General features: G+C 62.0%; 9 protein-coding genes. All 9 read right to left on the reverse strand.

Annotated features, from left to right (window positions below; genetic code table 11):
- Positions 1 to 287: 287 nt before the first annotated feature.
- The 9 genes from AC3WJR_RS17410 to AC3WJR_RS17450 are packed head-to-tail and all read right to left on the reverse strand — an operon-like array spanning position 288 to position 17010.
- On the reverse strand, positions 288 to 1694 hold the full coding sequence (locus AC3WJR_RS17410; protein WP_492726535.1) for a DNA phosphorothioation-associated putative methyltransferase: 1407 nt from the start codon (positions 1692 to 1694) through the stop codon (positions 288 to 290).
- Positions 1691 to 2158, reverse strand: a complete 468-nt coding sequence (locus AC3WJR_RS17415) for a hypothetical protein (protein WP_492726537.1) — start codon at positions 2156 to 2158, stop codon at positions 1691 to 1693. Before AC3WJR_RS17415 ends, AC3WJR_RS17410 begins: the two co-directional genes overlap by 4 nt.
- Positions 2159 to 7498 carry an FtsK/SpoIIIE domain-containing protein gene (locus AC3WJR_RS17420; RefSeq protein WP_492726538.1) on the reverse strand — a complete coding sequence of 1780 codons (5340 nt, stop codon included), beginning with the start codon at positions 7496 to 7498 and terminating at the stop codon, positions 2159 to 2161.
- A complete protein-coding gene (locus AC3WJR_RS17425; RefSeq protein WP_492726540.1) occupies positions 7485 to 9122 on the reverse strand; it encodes a hypothetical protein in 1638 nt (545 codons plus the stop codon). Before AC3WJR_RS17425 ends, AC3WJR_RS17420 begins: the two co-directional genes overlap by 14 nt.
- Positions 9119 to 10972, reverse strand: coding sequence for a hypothetical protein (locus AC3WJR_RS17430; protein ID WP_492726541.1), 1854 nt, complete (start codon positions 10970 to 10972; stop codon positions 9119 to 9121). Before AC3WJR_RS17430 ends, AC3WJR_RS17425 begins: the two co-directional genes overlap by 4 nt.
- The gene (locus AC3WJR_RS17435) at positions 10972 to 11796 is read right to left on the reverse strand and encodes a phosphoadenosine phosphosulfate reductase family protein (protein WP_492726543.1); all 825 of its coding nucleotides are present in this window, start codon (positions 11794 to 11796) and stop codon (positions 10972 to 10974) included. The genes AC3WJR_RS17430 and AC3WJR_RS17435 overlap by 1 nt, the downstream gene beginning before the upstream one ends.
- Positions 11793 to 14978, reverse strand: coding sequence for a hypothetical protein (locus AC3WJR_RS17440; RefSeq protein WP_492726544.1), 3186 nt, complete (start codon positions 14976 to 14978; stop codon positions 11793 to 11795). Before AC3WJR_RS17440 ends, AC3WJR_RS17435 begins: the two co-directional genes overlap by 4 nt.
- On the reverse strand, positions 14975 to 15871 hold the full coding sequence (locus AC3WJR_RS17445; RefSeq protein ID WP_492726546.1) for a DUF4007 family protein: 897 nt from the start codon (positions 15869 to 15871) through the stop codon (positions 14975 to 14977). The genes AC3WJR_RS17440 and AC3WJR_RS17445 overlap by 4 nt, the downstream gene beginning before the upstream one ends.
- Entirely contained in the window at positions 15856 to 17010 is a 1155-nt protein-coding gene (locus AC3WJR_RS17450; RefSeq protein ID WP_492726548.1) for a cysteine desulfurase family protein, read from the reverse strand. Before AC3WJR_RS17450 ends, AC3WJR_RS17445 begins: the two co-directional genes overlap by 16 nt.
- Between the last annotated feature and the right edge of the window lie 226 nt (positions 17011 to 17236).

Genomic DNA, 17236 nt, shown 5'->3' on the forward strand with positions numbered 1-17236 from the left:
CGGCCAGCAAAAACTCAGCCGAACAAGATGGCGCTGGGTAGTACGTCGCAGTCAGTGTCTTCCTGTCGTACCATCCACTTGGCAGCGAACTCGTTCAGTCGTTACCGAGTCGTCCGCCTTCTCGACGCTTTCGCCATCAGCAGCGGCTGGTTCTTATAATTACAGGATAGATCGTCGCACTAGGATTATGTCGTGGCCGTATCCAATTTTGCTGACGCGAAATGGTGTAGCTGAAAACTTGTTCCCAACTGGTAGAATGGCCAGAGGCTAGGACGTGCTATCCGGGTTCACACCCTTACTAAAACCCTAGCGGCGTCCTCGCCACTTACAGCCCGACGCTGTTCTTCGATCGATCGCTGCCGCGATCGCCGTGCCATGCCGAAGACGTCCGCCTTGCGTATTAGTATGCGGGGGTCGTCACGAATGATCACGTCCTGTCGCTTCAGGTCAATAGTAATCGACGTTTTCGTCTCGGGGAACGGTTGGCGCTTGCCCGTGATTGGGAAGAGCGTGGTGCGACGGCGCAGTGGGTCGAGCCGGACAATGTGATCCTGCTCGATGTCGCCGGACAGATAAAGCGCGCACCCAACGTAGCACCTTAGCACCCCTTCGAGCCCCGCAACGCGTTCGCTGTCGATGACGAGGCGTCCATCCTCGTCAATTGCGCCGAGACCTGCTTTGGATGCGCGCTGTATGGCGGTGACGGTGCGTTGCGGATCGGCAAGTGCGTGGAGATATTCGAGCGCCTGCTCTGCGAACTGCTGCTGGCTGCCGAAGTGCTGGCGAATGTCGCGCACCATGGCCGCGCTCGGTCGTGCGGCCGTGCGTGACCGGTTGAGGATGTTGAGCCCTTGATGGACGAGCAGATCCTCGCGCCGTTCGGACGCGGCCCGTGCGAACAACTGCGCATCTATACCTGAATCGTGGCTGGCCTCGATCGCTCGCGCGAACGAGACGCGCTCGGCAGCAAGAAGATCATGGACGCCCGCAGGCAGCTCTTCGGAATGGGGCAGCCGCCCCCGCTCGAGCGCGAACCCCGCTATGGCATCGATGGCCATGGGGATCCGATCCGCGAGTTGCGGTCTATCAACTGGTGCCCTGGCCGGGCGATCGGCCCGGTAAGGGCTCGTGGACGCTCGATGTCCGCGCCGTCGCTCGAGGAGAAAGTCCTGCTCATCCTCGGGCGCCCGGAAGAGCGCGAAGATCCCTGGCGCCAAGGCGATGGGCTCTACCCCCGTTATCTGGGTCAGCATTGCCTTTAACTCTGCTTGCTGGAAGTACTTCTGGAAAGTACCACGAGCCGTCAGGTACCCGTCGCCAAACTGACGAAGGCCATTCACGGACACGGCCCCGACAATCATCACCGAGATGACCAGCACGCGCGCCGCAAGCGCCCACGCCTCCCTGAGGGCAACGGCGCGTTCGCCCGGATCCTCGATCACGTTCAGGACAAAGCCGAGGTTGACTATCTCGGCTTTATGTCGTGGCGTGTCAGGTGCGAAGTGCGGGTCCCAGCCCACCGCCTCTACTCCCGCCGCGGCCAGTGCCCGCAGGTCGTCGCCTTGGCCGCAGCCGTAGTCAAATACCGTCACACCAGGTCGGATAATTCCATAACGGACCGCCAGCGACATCGGCTGCGATAGGGTGTGCCGCACCATGGCTGTGCGATGGCGGTGAACGGTAGCGTCGGTCATACGGTCACCACCTCATCCCCGACCGCGGCAAGCCCCGCCTGGGCCAGTCGCGCGTTCCAGGCTCCTTGTCGTCCGATGGCGTGGCTGTCCTTGAACAGACCTCTCCCGACCAGCATCCGGGTCGTCGCGGCCCAACGGGCAGCCCGCGGATCGTCTGGCATCACCAATCGTTCCTTGCGATGCAAGATTAGTGGGTTAGTTGAACGGCTAAAGTCAGTTCGGCGATGCTCGCCTGTTGCGATCTCCACCCGCGTCGATGCGATGAGCTGAGGGAAAGCCGCGGCGTCGAAGTCTTCGTACTCGAGCAGTCCGACGACATGCTTTTCGATGCGCGCGACGTTCCATTGTGTTGCGCCTGCGACCGCGACCGCCTTGTCGATCATCGCCCGCACCTCCTCCGCGAGCGCCCCGATCGCGGCGCGGTGGACGTACAGCGTGCCGCGTACGAGCTTTCCGACGGCCATCTACTGCGCCGCTTCCCGACGCGCCTCCACCCAGGTCGCGATCACTGCGTCTGCAAGCTCCTCGACCTCGTCGTCGTCGATAAAGGGTACTTGCATGTAGATCTTGGCGTCGGTGTCGAGCTTGGCGATCAGGTGACCCTTGCTCAGTAGCCGGTCGGCGCCAGCTTCGCCTAAAGCGATCCGCGAACTTCCCTCATCGCCAAGACGCAGAATCAGCTTGTTGCCGAGGTTCGTCCTAAGCTGCATGGTCATGACCTGATTGTCGGCGCGCTGGTACACCATGAACAGGTGGAAGCCCGCAGCTCGCGATTTGGTCGCAATCTTGTTGATAAGGCCATCGACGACCTTCTTAAAATCATCGTCCTGCATCCAGTTCGCGACCTCGTCGAAAAAGATGACGATCCGGGGCATCTGCCGGTCGGGAGGCATTTTCCGGTTGTACATGTCGATGTTGCGACAATTCTCTCGGCTAATCTCGTCGTATCGCTCGTCCATGTCGCCGACTAGCCGCTCCAAGAGTGCCATCGCCTCGTCTTGGTTATCGACGATGCCCCCCTTGAGGTGGGGCAGGCGACGCGCCCATGAGTAGTCCACCCCACGCTTGGGATCGATCAGGTGCATCTCCAGCTCTTCAGGACTATTAAGCGCACACAGATCGAGTATGAGGTTGGTGACCAGGATGCCCTTGCCGCTGCCTGTCGTGCCTGAAATCAAGCTGTGGGGCGCCGCGCGCTCTTGTGCAAGGTAGCCGCTGCCCAGCGGCAGGAAGCACAGGCTGCCGTCATCCTCCTTTTCGCCTAGGAGCGGCGAGGTGCGCTGGCCATCTGCCGGGTCGGTCACGCGCTTGAGCCATGCGTCGGCAAGGTGAAGGATTGCGCGCGCAGGGCGGCTCAAGCCGATCGCGATTTTCCCAGCCATGGGGGAGATGCGCACAATGTCGAGTCCATAGCGGGTGAGCAGGTCCGTTCGCTTTCGCTCCAGCCAAGCGATCGTAAGCGTGCGCCCGCCGACATATACGAGGCCGGTGTTCGGCGTCAGCCGCTGACCGATGACGGGTGCATCCATGCCTTCAGCCTGCAGAGCCGCACGCAGCGAGTCGATCTGCCCTGCAAGCCATCTGTGACCCTCCGCCTCGTCGCTGGCTTTGCTTAGGCGGTTCAGGACCGACGTGATCTGATAGCTCCACGGGCCAGCGGCGTCGGCGACCGCGTCAGCCGCAGAACGTCCCGCTGGTTCCACCCACTCCGGACCGGGCGTCGGCAGAAGCCCGTTTGGCGGTGGATCCGCAGGCGGCGGTACGTTGTCGAGTGGGCCCTCCTGCGATGGCCCCGCATTGCCCTGCGGAGGTGTGCGCGGAGCCTGCACGTCGTCCAACTCCGCGCTAGACGTCGGTTGTGGCCAACCAGCTGGCACGTGCATCATGGCCGGCAGCGCGGCGTCCGCTAGCCCGCGAAGGGCTTTGGCGGTATCCGCACGGGAGAACACCCACTGTGCGAGACGCCGCCGTTCGGCGATAACCTTAGCTTCATCGGGCAAGTGCGGCATTGGCTCGAACACGGTGTCCAGCTCGTGGCTGAACACGATCGAGTGCCCGTCGACCGAGATTGGGAAAGTGCCGTCTCGTAACCCTTCCAGCCAGCGGTCCTGCCCGATGCCACCGACCTGGTCGAAAGGCTCCATGTGCTCGAGGACCATGTCCGCAAGCCTATGACGCCAGATCGCGGGGTCTAGGTTCGCGGACCCGCCAAGTAGGCGGTGGTTGAGTGCCGTCCAGGTCGCCTCAAGTTGCCCAGCGGAACGTTTCCGGTGCTCGGAGATGCCGTCTTGACCGACGTATTTCGCCTCTGCCACCACCACGCGGATCTCCGGGCCGTTGGCGCGGACCGCGAAGTCGATGGCAAGGATGTCGGCCATCTCGCCCGTCAGGTCGAGCCAGCCCCGGTAGTCGTCGAGGAAGAACCACGCGGTCTTGTTCTCGCGGTCTACGCGCAGCAGACGCTCGAGTTCGCGCTGGGAGAGGACCAGGCCGAGCAGCTCATGCGCGTAGTTTGACCATTGCGCGCCCCGCATCACGACCCCACCGGACAGCCGCGCCGCCCGTATGAACAGATGATGGCGAAGTGCCGATAGCGTCGCTGCATCCAGACCCGGGAGCAGCACGCCGATGTCCGCATCAATGCAATCGCCGAGCTCTCGCTCTGTGATTTCGGTCGACACGATGACGTTGTGAGTCGACCCAGGCACGCTGAAGTAACGGATGATGCGACGTTCGTCGGTCGCGATGAGCCGACGGTCGGCGACGCGGTCGAAGGTCATTACCCAGTTGCCGAGCTTGTGCGCCTTAGCCAAGATTTGGCTAACCTCGCCAGCTTTGAACTCGACCTCCTGCACAGGGAGCCACGGTTCGACGTTCGTCGCCACGTCCCGCATCATGATCGTTCGTAGGGCGTCAACGTAAATCCGCCCCGCAAGTGGCTGTCTTGGTGCGGTCAGGTAAAGCGCCGACGTGGTGTTCCCCTTACGAAACGGCCGTCGCTTTGAGCGCGCAGTCGGGACGAAGGTCGCGATCTCCTCGCTGGTGCCGTCGTCGAACCCTTTGGTCCAGCGTACCTTGCTGCTGCGCGCGATCACGTCCTGCAGCAAAACGACGTCGTTCGCCTTCTGTGTTTCCTGCGCGAGTGTCTCGGGGCTGAAAATGCCGACACGTAGACGGGACAGAAAGTTGCGTGCTGCCTCGCTAGAGAGACTGGTGTCGATCTCGTGGCTGATGCGACGGTTCTGCCGCTCATAGACTTGGCGAAGCCGGATAGGATCGTCGTCGGTCACGACGAGCTCGCACCTAATTTCGCTGTCGTCCTCCACACGGCGCGACAGGCCATTGGCCATGGCGAGCGGAAGGTTCTCCGAATCAGCGTTCAGGATCACTACCGAGAAGTTCGCCCGCTCGTGCGGGCGCAGCTTGAGGTATTCGTTAGCGACGCGGTCGAACGCGGCGATTGCCGCATCCGCGGGTTCGTTGGTCACGCCGTGCTGGGTGCCACCCGAGATCGGCTCCAGCAGACTGTAGTCCATAATCGCTTGGGTCTCAGCGACCAGCTGGGCATCGAGGCCTGGCAGCACGGCGATGTCGCCGTAGTACGTGCCACTGAGTGTGGTAATCCGGTCGCATACAAAGTCCTCGACGCCGCTGCGCTGGTCAGGATCGCTGGTTACGACGGCGGTCACCGCCTCAGCCAATTGACGGGCCTTGGCACCAATCTCGGCAAGTCTCAGCGGATGCCACGCTGTGAGAATCGCCGACGGCATCTCGCCCTCTACTGCCACGAGACCGATGCGTGCGAGCGGCGCGAGCAGGTCGCGGATGCACAGTTCCTGCGGTGCGATAGTCATGACGCTGCGCAGCAGATCGCCGTACAATTCAGCCTGAAGTAGGATCTCGTCGGCACCAATTCCAGCGCCCCGCATAAGGGCCTCGACGGCCGCACCGTAGGACGTCACGAATGCGTCGTAGGCAGAACGCAGCTCTTGTCCTTGGTCGTACGTGACAACGCCCTGCGTGACGATCGAGGCCAGTGCGCGCGGCCACGTGACATCGATGCGGTTTTCCTCGCGACCGGGGTTCGCAAGCAGTCCCTCGCTTTGCTGGAATGCGTCAGACACCGAGCTGCGTTGAGCGAGATCGACAGTGCTGGGCGCCGCACTTCTGCTTGCCCGGTTTTGGTGGATGCGTCCCGATATTAGGTGCGTCGGCTGTGTCGCGTCTTGCTGTCGGATCTGTCGCAGGTCGATCGAGAACGACAGGCCTAATGCTTCCGAATGCGGCTTCCAGACCATCTGCGCGCGGTTGGCGTGCGGCTTGCTCGATCGGTCCTTGAGGACGGCGTCAAGTTCCTCGGGTGTAACCAGGAAGGCCTCGAACTCAAGCTCAGTTGCCGCCTTACCGCTACTGGTGTTCTCCTCTGCGATCTGCTCCCAGCCGTCCTTCCAGCATCGACCGAAGTCGAGGACTGTGTGCGGCAGGAGTAGTTCGGGAAGGCCGCGGTAGCGGTCGCGCAGGTAGCGCAGGATGCGCGTGTTCTTCTCGGAAGCCCAAAAATCCATCTTCTCTGCATTGCGGAGCCGTATAAACAAGACGCGCGACGCTCCGTCGGCGTTCTCTGTCTCGGGAAACGCCCGATGCGCGAGACGCAACAGACCTTCGCCCAGATCCCTCGTCTCGATTGGCGCGCGGAAGACCATGCGCTCCCATCGTTTGTAGAGCTTCGGGTCTGTCTGCAGGCGCGGGCGGTGCCGGGAGAAGAAGTCATCCACCTGTTCGGACGGCTTTAGGTTCTCCTTGGCCAGGTCGGCGAGTAGCTCGTCATCAGCTGGCTTCAGCGTGCCCGGATACTGGCGTTCGAAGAACGACTTCGTCTCGCCGCCGAACGACTGCTTCGGCTTGCGCTTGGATTCACTGAAAAACGGCTCGATGCGATCCCATCCAAGCTCGGAGACCACCTGCTGGCTCTGCGTCCACTGGCCGTCGTGCACGCCTCGGTCGGCGACTAATGCCTGGAGCTTGTCGTGCACCTCCTCATTGAGGGTGCCGTCTGCCTTCATGTCTGCAAGCCTCTGTCGAAGCTCCCCGCGGTTAAGGGGATCGCCGTCCTTGGTGCGCAGATAGATTGCTGGCTGCACGTCCTCGACGATCTTCTGGAAGAAGCGGGCTGCGGTCTCCGCCGACTCCGTGATCTTCATCCGAGGGTCCCCGCTGTCGCGTGGTAGCCGCAGCGCAGGCAACGAGGCACGGATTGCGTTCTCGGGCGCGAGCCCGTTGTCGATCAGGTGAAATACGACGCTCGACACGAAATCGCCGATCGTTTCGGCGTCATGCGCAACGAACGCGCCGAGCACCCCTTCCAGCACGTTCGTGAACTTGTCCCGGATCTCATCGGAGCTCTGCTTGAGCGCCACCTGCGACCAGATAGCGGGATCCTGCAGCAGCCATGCCTCATCGATCTTCGAATTGTGGGCCAACGTCGGTTCAGTCGCCTTCACCATGTCCGGCGGGACCGTGCAGACCGTAAGCTTCATGCCAGCGGTCGCGTGGTTGCGGTGCCACGGCGCCGTCTGATCTGAAACGACAGCAGGCGATACGTCGCCGACGACCAGCCGTGGGTGGATGAACACCTCGACATCGCTGCCATTGGCGGCAGCATCGTAAGCCACGCTCTTGGCAATGGCGCTGGTCACCTCCGCGTCGAGGCCGATGATGCAGTAGAAGGCGCGTCCGGTCGAAGCGTCGCGCACTTCGGCGAGGCGGCGTGCGGCCACCTGTCCGATCAGTTCAAGCGTGGACAAGGTTCGCTGCTCCGCTGGTCGCCGCTGTCGCGTCGTAGAAAGGGTTAATAACGAACGCGCAGTCGTCGGACTTACGATCTAGGAAACCGAGAACGCGGAGTCGATCTTCGAGACGACGCTCGTTATCCTTAAGGTCGGCGAGCGGTGCGGGAAGCGCGCTTGTCTTGACGTTGAAGGAGGCGCGCACCTCCTCTGGTCCGATGACGATGTTGTACCTGGTCATCAGCAGATAAAGAAAGTCGCCGAACTCCATGGGCGTCGTGACGTTCGCCAGTACCAATGCCTCGAGGAATGCGTCGCTTGGTGCATACCAGGTGCCGGAGCTTCGCTGGGCCCTTAACATGCCGATGTGCTTGGCGTGGTTCGAGAATGTCGATGTGATCGAGTGTCCCTTGCTGTTCTGCGCGTGCGTGCGCAGCTCGGCGAGTTGCTCCTGCGCCGAGGGCATCCAGTCAGGGTTGGGCGATCGGCTCGGCCGCCACAGGAAGCGGGATGCCAGCAGATCCATCGCCTCCTTTGCACCGGCAGCGCTGGCAAGCACGTCGGTCCATTCTTTGGAGGCGGCAAAGGTGTCAATGAAGGCACCGATTGCTTCGACCGGCATTGAGCGATGGCGCTTGAACTGGTTCGCGGACAGCTTTCGGATGGGGTTGTTACCCGGCGCTCCGAGCAGGTCCAGGAAGAATGGGGGAACCGGGACGTCGTCGCCAATTGTCTCCTGCGCACGTTCGAGAATGTAGAGGACCTGCATCAGCCCGCTGATGCGCTCCAGCGGATCGAGCAGATTCTCCACCGGAATATTGCACAGGGATAGAAGAGCGCCCCAATCCTCTGCGAGGCGGTCATAGCTGGTCGCGCTAGCCACGGGCAGGTAGCCGATGTGCGTGTCGCCAACTGATGCCACGTTCGATCCACCGACGCGCTTGGCAAGCCGGTTCCATGGGCTTGCTGCGCTAAGCAGGCGCTTCTCAATTAGCTGGCCGAGCTTCTCTCGCTTCGTCGCTCGGTTCAACATGAGGTAGAGCATTTCGCCTGTTCGGCGCATGAACTTACGGTCGAGAGAATTTTTGTCGTTTACGTCAGCGAACAGCATGTCTGGGCCGAGCGGTAGGATATGCCGCGACGTCCACCGCTTAGCCGACTGCGCCTCGATTTCCGCTGTTCGCAGCAACTCGACTGAGCGAGCCATTTCGCTGAATGTCTCGAATTCGTCCTGCAGGTAACCGAGTTCGAGGCCCGCATAATCGCGGCTCACGGTGCCGAGCCATGCCTGCCAGCGGGCCTTCTCGTCAACCGACTGTCCATTGGCGATCCGGATCACCTCGCGATCGCGGAAGAGCATGTGTCTGAGTCCGTGGTTAAGCCGCAGCTGATAAGTAATAGCCCCTGGCTCGGCAGAATCAGCGGATGCGGCAGAGGTAAAAACAGGATCGCCCTGCACTTTTCGATGGAAACAGATGTGCAGCGCTTCGACTACGGTGAGCCACGGCGACTGGTCGTCGTAGAACAGCAGGCCCCAGATCGCATACTCACACCACAGCTTCACGCTCGATAGATTCTGCGTCTCGGGAACCCGTGCGGCGTTCTTTGAGAGCTGCAGATGTTGGTTCCGGCTAGTCGTCATCGAATTTCGATCCTGCTGGCCTGGACCTCGCCTTGGGTGCCGAGCGACAGCATGCGGACAACCTCCGGACCCGGCTCGTCGTCGGCGTGCATCGCTCGGATCGCGGCGGTAGCGACCAGTGCGTAATGCCGTATCTCCTGGTGACATTGCCGAGAGAAGCTCGCGGGCAAGCTGCCGTTGGCAACGCGCATCAGGTACTCGAACAGCAGCGGACGCAGGTCGAGCTGCGGCATCTTGGCCTGGGCCCAAAGTTTCGGCACCATTACGCCAAGAGATGGCCGACGCGTGACCGGGTCGCGTGACAGCTTAACCGAAAGATTAGTGGTGGAGGTGCGATCAACGGCTTCGACCGTCGCTACTCTTCCCGAGGGATCGTCGGTCTTGCCGATCGTACCCGACAGCCAGAGGTGGTTGTCGTCCGCGGCCATCATGCCCGTTAGGGCCCTGTTGAGACCGCGGATGAGCTGCCGCGTGAATGGATCGGTGACATCCCGCGCTGACCCCGCCTGTAGCGCGTCGAGAAGACGGAGATATTCGCCCCCGTGGTGAAAGATAGTCAAGCGCCAGGGTGTTGCAGCCTCGAATTCCGGATGGTCCGGAAGAACGAAAAAGGCACGCCGGCGCTGCGCCTCAAGGCCGCGGCGAAAGTTGCGAATAGCGACGTCCCCGCCGCCCCCACCAAGGTAATCGCGCCTAAGCGGATCGAAGAGGTTCGAACCGTAGGTCCGCTCTTGATTGAACAAGGTATCGTATAGCGATTTCGGCTCGTGCTGCACTAGCATCGCGTCGACGAGGTTGTTCGTCTCGAACCCTATCCCGAGCACCTCGAAGATCCCGAAAACCCGGTTCGCGCGCCGCCTGTCGTCGCGCAGGTTGCGCCCCATGGCGTTGTTGTACGGGTTGGTGCTCCCGTAATCTCGCGCGGCCATCCGCTTTTTCGCTGTGGCACAGTCGAGCAAAGGCCGATCGGCGTTCTTCGCGTCGCCGAGGATGATGTTTACGACCAGTGTCAGCAGTTGGCGGATGGGGACGTGCTGGTCGTTCGCCGCGGCGAGGCGCAGCGTTTCCCGCAGCCGCGCGCGAAACGGTGACGGCAAGCCTTCCGATGTCCTCAGCAATGACCGGTTCAATTGGATCGGACAAGGCGTCTCGCCCGATGCGCTCGCGCACTCCGAGCAACCGGCATCCCATTCGGGGTGTTCGAGGACCGCGTTGAAGATGGAGTCGACGGTCGCGCTGCTCCACGTCCGGCTGAGGTTCATGAGACGTAACGACACGCCGTCGGCTTCCTCTCTCTCGGCGCGCAACATTTCGGTGATGCGTTCGTGTAGCAGTCGGTATTGATCCGAGCTTGTTCCGCCCGCGCGCGCAGCGTCGCGGAAATACTTCAGCAGCTGCCCGTCGTTGGCGGCAACGAGATACAGGCAGTCGTTCGCCTTGCCGAGCAGGGCACTGGAAAAGGTTGCTAGCTCAGCCTCCTTCTCGGTATCGGAAATTTCGCTAAGGTCGCGGATGACGCGTAGCTCGCGATTGCCAGGAAGCGCGATGCGTAGCACTCCTTCGGTACCTGGCCAGCCGACAAGCGCGGCGGGGTGGTGCACCTCGAGGAAGCGTCGGATGTGGAAGGTCTTGCCATCACCCGCGGTCCCCGTGAGAATGACGTTCCTACCGGCACCGGTGTTTAGCTCCGTTCCGATGTCCTCGAGGCGAGGCGCTTGCGTGCTGATGCTGGCGATGCCATACTTGTCCTCCGCTATCCGGACGTTCTCGTCGCACAGGCTGTCCGAGGCGGCGACCGGGCCGTATGTCGCCAGAAAGTCGACGAGCCTGTTATGGGGAGACGCGTTCATCAAAGGTGGCAGACGGCGCAGCCGTCCTCCGCCTTTGACTTCACCGCCCGCCGCGGCATGTTCTCGACGTCGTCAAGCGAGCGTCCATCGACCCATGTGTACTTCCGCCCCTTCTTCATGGTCTCGTACGCCTTCGCCTTTTCATAAAGCTCGGGATGGCGTTCCTTTAGGCCCTGCCACTCGCCGATCTGTTGGTAGAAGCAGAAGTAACACCCGGACCGGCTCCGCCACTCATAGTAGTCCGGAAGACCTAGTCCGGCGCTATCAAGAATTCTGCCGACTTCGGCAATGTCAATAGCGTCATCTCGGTAGGGATAAACAGGCGTTATATTAGGCTTTTCCGAAATCACTACCGGTTTGGCGCCGGCCGTTCCCGTCCCGAGGTATCCAGCGCGGTTCTCATCGGCGCGGATGCCGATGTAGGAATATGCTCGATCGCCCCCGATGAAGCGTTCGAACGGCGCGATCTTCATGATTCGTGTGCACCACCTCGCGCGCGGGCTTGGCAGGAAGCCTGCGAAATGTTCGAACAGCGCGACATCAAACGCAGTACGGCCCGGCTTCTCGGCAACGTCGAACATTTCCATCGCCGAGACGCGATGAACCTTCACCCCAATGATGTTCTCGAGCCGATCCAGGTAATCTATGGTCTCGGGTAGCTCGACGCCTGTGTCGGAGAACACGTACTCGAAGTTCACTTCGGGATTGCGTTGCTTCAGGTAGACGGCGAGAGCTGACGAGTCTTTTCCGCCCGACACAGGAACGATGTGCCGGGCCCCGGTATCTTTTACCGCATCGTCGACGTTGGTAGCCACCAAGCTCATCTTTCCCCCCCGGCGACCTGAAGGCCGCAGACGCGACTTTCTTCGGTCTTGTCAATTTTGGCAAGCATTCTCGTGAGTTCTTCGACGCGGGCCTGGACGATCGGCCGTAGCGCCGGGGTCGGCGCCTCGGTGTCCAGCGCTGCAGCTTCGATTCGCTCCCGCGCATCACGCAGTGCGGACCTGAACTGCGCGGCAGTGCGGTCGTCCCACTTGTCGAGACTACGCTGGAGCAGGATCGAGCTGAGGGCGTTGGCAAGCGACTTCGGCGAGAAGCGCCCGTTCACAGCCTCGACAGCCTTCCGCAGGACGGCGCGGTCGACAATTCGTAGGTCGTCACGGCGATCTAGTGATGCAACATCGAAGCAACCCGCCCAAGCGGTAACCGCCTCCAGCGGATCGACCCCAAGATATGCCGACCTGAAGCTCTCTGCGATTGTTTCAACCGCATACTGAGCGAACTGGTCCCGCAGATGGTCGATCTCGTTCCGCGCATCCTCCAGCTTGCCGATAAGGCTTGAGGAAGGCCCCGTTGCACCGAGCGCTGTCGGTAAATCCTTGAGGAGGAGCTGAACCGGATCGGAGGAGCTGCCCATGCTCCGAAGCAACCCCCTCGCCTGTGTCCCGAGCTTCTGGGAGCGTCTCGATCCGTCGGGAACGGTTAGCAGCCAGCGTGTCAGAGCATCATGCGCAAAGCGGACGAGTTCGTCGCCCGCCCCAGGCCGCTCGTGTGCAAAAACGTAGGCGACCTCTGACAGGTACTCAACGAGGTCGGGTGTAGGGTCGAGGACCTGCACGCAGAACCCCTCCGGGTTCGACACCATGCTGTCGAACTGAAAGCCCAACGTGTCAGCAACGTATCGACCGCTATCGTACAGCGCTACGGCGCGTGAGAAGTGCTTGAAGCCAGCGGCGATGAGCACTGGTATCACTGCTATCGGGACACCCATCGGCGCCGCCGCGAGCGTTGTGACGAACTCGCCTAGGTCACGGTAAGCGCCGCCGTTTCGGCCCGTGGGCGTGTGGAAGAATTCGGCGATCCGGAACCAGACTTCTTGAAGGCCGGGGTCGGCAATCTGATCAGGATCGGCAAAGCGCGTTGCCCCGGCAGGACGAAGCCCCGTGTTTTCAATAACTGTTCGGTAGATCGACCCTTCGGCGCTGCGATCGCCTTCCTCGTAGCCTAGCCGTTCACGGTTCGCGCGTTCCAGGATGGATCCGACAACGCGGACGCGCGCGGTTTGCATCGTGCGTGATGCAGTGCTGCGCATCAGCTGCTCGTTTGCGATCCTTGGAGTCTTGTTAAACCACTGGCTGAGCAAGCGAGATGCCGCCATTGGTCCAGGGCGCTCCGACGATACCTCAAGAAGTTGGCTTTGCGAATACCATGTCGATCCGGTGGCACGCGGATCGAGCAGTCCACGCAGCAATGTGGCCAGCTCCTCGAAGGCCACTGACTGGAGTTCGTCAATCTCCGTGGTCACCATCGGATCGGACGCTACGAACTCCTTGTCGGCGCGGAGCGCCTCGATTGCCATGAGCTCGATCGCGGCGCTTTCAGCAGCAAGGGGGCGGTTCGGCACGGCAATGATCGCCTTGACGTCGGACTTTCTCGCCAGCTTCCGAGCAGCCGCTATCTCCCCCTTGTCCTTCGCGAGCACGTAGAGGATCGAGCCTCCCGCCGCATCGCCCTCCGCCAGAAGTGCGCCTAGTTCGTTAATGGACGCGTAGCGCCCCATCAGAAAGCGGTTGACCCCATATTCGGCGTTGTGGCGGGAGGCCCGTAGATGCGGTGCTGGAAAGCGGTCTTCAAGGAACGTCCGCAGGTCGAATGCGCTTGACCTACGTTCGCGTTCCTCGCGCACTCGGATCGCGACGTCAATGTCGGCTCCGTGCCACACCGCCACGTCGTCGGTATGCTTGCGCCAGAGCAGCAGCTTGGCCTCGAGCAGACTATCCACCGCGGTGGCGACCTCAGCGGATGGGATGTTCGCCTCCGCGACGGCCAGCTCCAAGACATCGCGCGGCAGGCGTCGGCGTTCACCGCTAATGCCGAGCTGCAACAGGCACGCCGCCGCGAGCAGCATGCGCTGTAGGGCGGTGTCGGCCCGCGACCTCGCGCTCTCGGTCTCGATCCAGCGCCGGTACGTTCCGCCGATGCCGACGTCGGTACGCATCGCGTCCGAGAACGACGTGTAGACCGCCTCGATGTCCACCTTACGCGTGAGGTCGATCTCACGCAGGAAAGAGAAGAGGCTACGCTCGTTCTGGCCGACGCGGGCGACCAGTGTGGGCAGGATCTGCAGCGCGCCCGGTGACAGCGGCCTCGCGTCGTTGAGGATCGCAAGCACTTGGCCCGCATCCTCCATGCCGTCTAGCCACTTCCATTTCACGACTTGGTCAGCAATGCCCTGGGTGACGGGCGGCATCATCTCCGCGCTTGCGGCGGGGCGCATGCCCGACACGACTTCCGCAATCAGGCGGTAGAATTCTTGACTGTCCTCGATCATACGAAGGGGGCGGAACCGCCCCTCTATCTTCCGCCATTCGCTGCGTGACGTCTCGTTCAGGCGTGTAGCGTAAGCGAGCAGGTTCTGGTGGAGGAGCAGCGTCAGGCTCATCGTCGGCCCAGTGGCGCGGGACACTCGTTCCGCCAGACGCTGAACGACATCGAGCTCGGCCGAACGGCCGTCGGCAACCAAGCTTTCGAGATGTCGACCGAACTCGTCCCATACGATCGCGACGTGGTCCCAGCCAGCGTCGCGCATCTTCTTACTGAAGCCCTCGACGCTTTTTGGCGACTGCTTCATGCCAAGCGCTTCCGCAATTGCCGCGATCGGGTCCTCCACCATCCCGGAAAGGACAACGACGTGCCCTCGGAGGGTGCCGGCGGATCGGCTGCGCAGCTTCGATCCCATTGCCGCGTCCACTTGGTCGACGCGGTTCAAGACTTGTTGGAGTCCGCGCCGATCGTCGTCCGAGTTGAATACCAGAAGCGCTCCGACGCCCGCCGCTAGACTCTTGCCGCTGCCATATGGCGCGATGACCATAGTCGTAGAGCCTGGCTCGACGATGGCGGTGATGATAGGCAACGCTCGGCGGGTGGGTCGATAGTGGCTGAACCGCTCTGGATGCTCCAGATCCTCGACCAGGCTGAGCGAGCGGAAGAAGTCGGTGCCGATCATGACGCGTCCTCGATGCGGACATAGTAGTCGCGGAGCCATTGCTCGATCGGCCTAGCGGTGGCCCGAAGGTACCGCTCGCCTGCCAGTGTCTCGACGCTGACGCCCTTCATCCATGTAGCGCCGGCCGCCGTGCCGACGATCTCGTCGACGGCATCGAGGCCGGCGCAGAAAACGCGGCCTGGGCCGAAACGGAGCGTGGCGAGTTCACGCAGCGACAGCGCGTCGCGACCTGTCTCGTCCGCAAGCAGCGACGAGCAGGCGAGGAATGCCTCGATCGGAAGTCCGACTGGCGCACGGGTGCGCTCGAAGCGCCTTACGAGGTCGTGGCGCACGATTAGCCCAAGCTCGCGGAATGGACACGCGCCTACATCGTCCGGATCGACGACGTCCACGCCCGGACGGGCCGAGTACGCACTGAGTAAGCAGGACACGTCCTTAAGGGCCATGGCGTCGCTCGCCGGCCGCAGTGCCTTTGCTCGGGTGAACTGCAGGAATGCTTCCGCGCATGAGGCGCGATCGAAGAGGCGGTCCGAATGGTCGTTGAAGAACCACGACCACACGGTTCCTTCACGTGTTGCCAGGACAAGGTGAAGGAACCACCATGTCCCAGGCAGCTCACAGTACGGATCGTGCGTCGCGACCAGATCCGCGATTTCCGACGGCATACGGCCTGACCGCACATCATCGACGTCGCGGGCCAGTCCGGTTGCCTTAAGCCAAAAGCCGAGCGACTCGACCATCTTCGAGCCGAGGCCAAGGTCGTCACCAACCTCCGTGTTTGGATGGAAGGCTCCCGTCTGGCGCATCCACGACAGCGCCTTCGGGAGCCAGCCATAGCGTACCGGGAAGGTGGCGTGCCCGCCATATGAGAAGCGCATCAGGCCTGTGCCCACGAAACGCTCCTCAGATGGTTAACGGAATCGACGATTTTTGACGTCGCCTCATCAATCTCGGCATCAGTGTTTAGGACGGAGATCGAGAAGCGAACGGTCTCAAAGGCATCGTTCTCGGACATCCCCCTTGCGATCAGCACATGCGATGGTTCGGGGCGGCGGCTTGAGCATGCCGACCCCTGCGATGCCGCAACGCCGCGGCTGTCAAGTTGGGCAATCAGCGACATGCCATCGACACCAGCGAACCGTATGCTTGAGATGTTTGGCAGGCGATTGGCTATACCCTCAAGTAGCACGACGTTGGGAAGTGCGTCTTGCAGCCCGGCCTCCAGTCGATCACGTAACTGCGACATGCGCAGCCCCCAGTCTTCCATAGTGTCGGCTCGCGCCTTGCAAGCGGCGCCGAGGCCCGCGATCAGCGGAACAGCTTCGGTGCCCGCTCTCAACGATCCCTCCTGGTCGCCGCCAACGAGTAGGGCAGTGAGCGGTACGCCCCGCTCGGCGGCCACGATAGCGCCGACACCCATCGGCGCGTGGAGCTTGTGCCCCGAGACGGTGATCACGTCCGGACCCACCCCATGCGCGAGGTTGATGCGCAGCTTTCCGAAGGCCTGCGCTGCATCGGAGTGGAACGTCGTCTGCGGACGTGTTGCCAGCAGCTTCGCAATTGCGGCAATCGGCTGTATCACGCCGGTCTCGCTGTTCGCGAACTGGATGGAGACGAGAAGCGGCCCTTGCACCGACGCGACGATTGCCTCGAGTTGCTCAAGATCAACCAGCCCAGCGGGATCGACCGGGACGAACAACACGACTGTCCCGCGGGATGCCGCCCGCTCGGCCGACCGTAGCACGGAGGGATGTTCGACGGTGCTCGTGATGATTGTGTTCGCTGGGATGCCTGCGAACACGGTGTTGTTCGCCTCCGTGCAGCCGGATGTGAAGGTTACGCCATCGTCCAATGCACCACGCAGGAGTGATAGCACCCCGTCGCGGGCGCGAGTTAGGATAGCGCGCGATCGGTGGCCGAGCTCGTGTGCGCTCGCTGGGTTGGCTGCGCCGTTGCGCATAGCAGTGACGACGGCGTTAATCACTTCCTCGGTCGGTACGGTGTTTGCGGCGGCATCCAGATTGATCATCATTGCGGTGCCCCGGGGAGTTGGATCACCGTTGAATCTGTAATCACCACGTCATCACGCCATCCTTCGCACGTTCGATAGCCTATAAAGTCGCTTCCAGCACCGCCAACGATCTATCTGCACCTGTCGCTACGCGCCGTTGCAGTGCTACGCCAGCGGTAGAACATACCAGGAATTGCCTGCGCACGGCAATCACTAACCGGCGGACGGCACACTCCTGCGCCAGTCG

The organism is Sphingomonas sp. FW306-05-A, assembly GCF_058782275.1.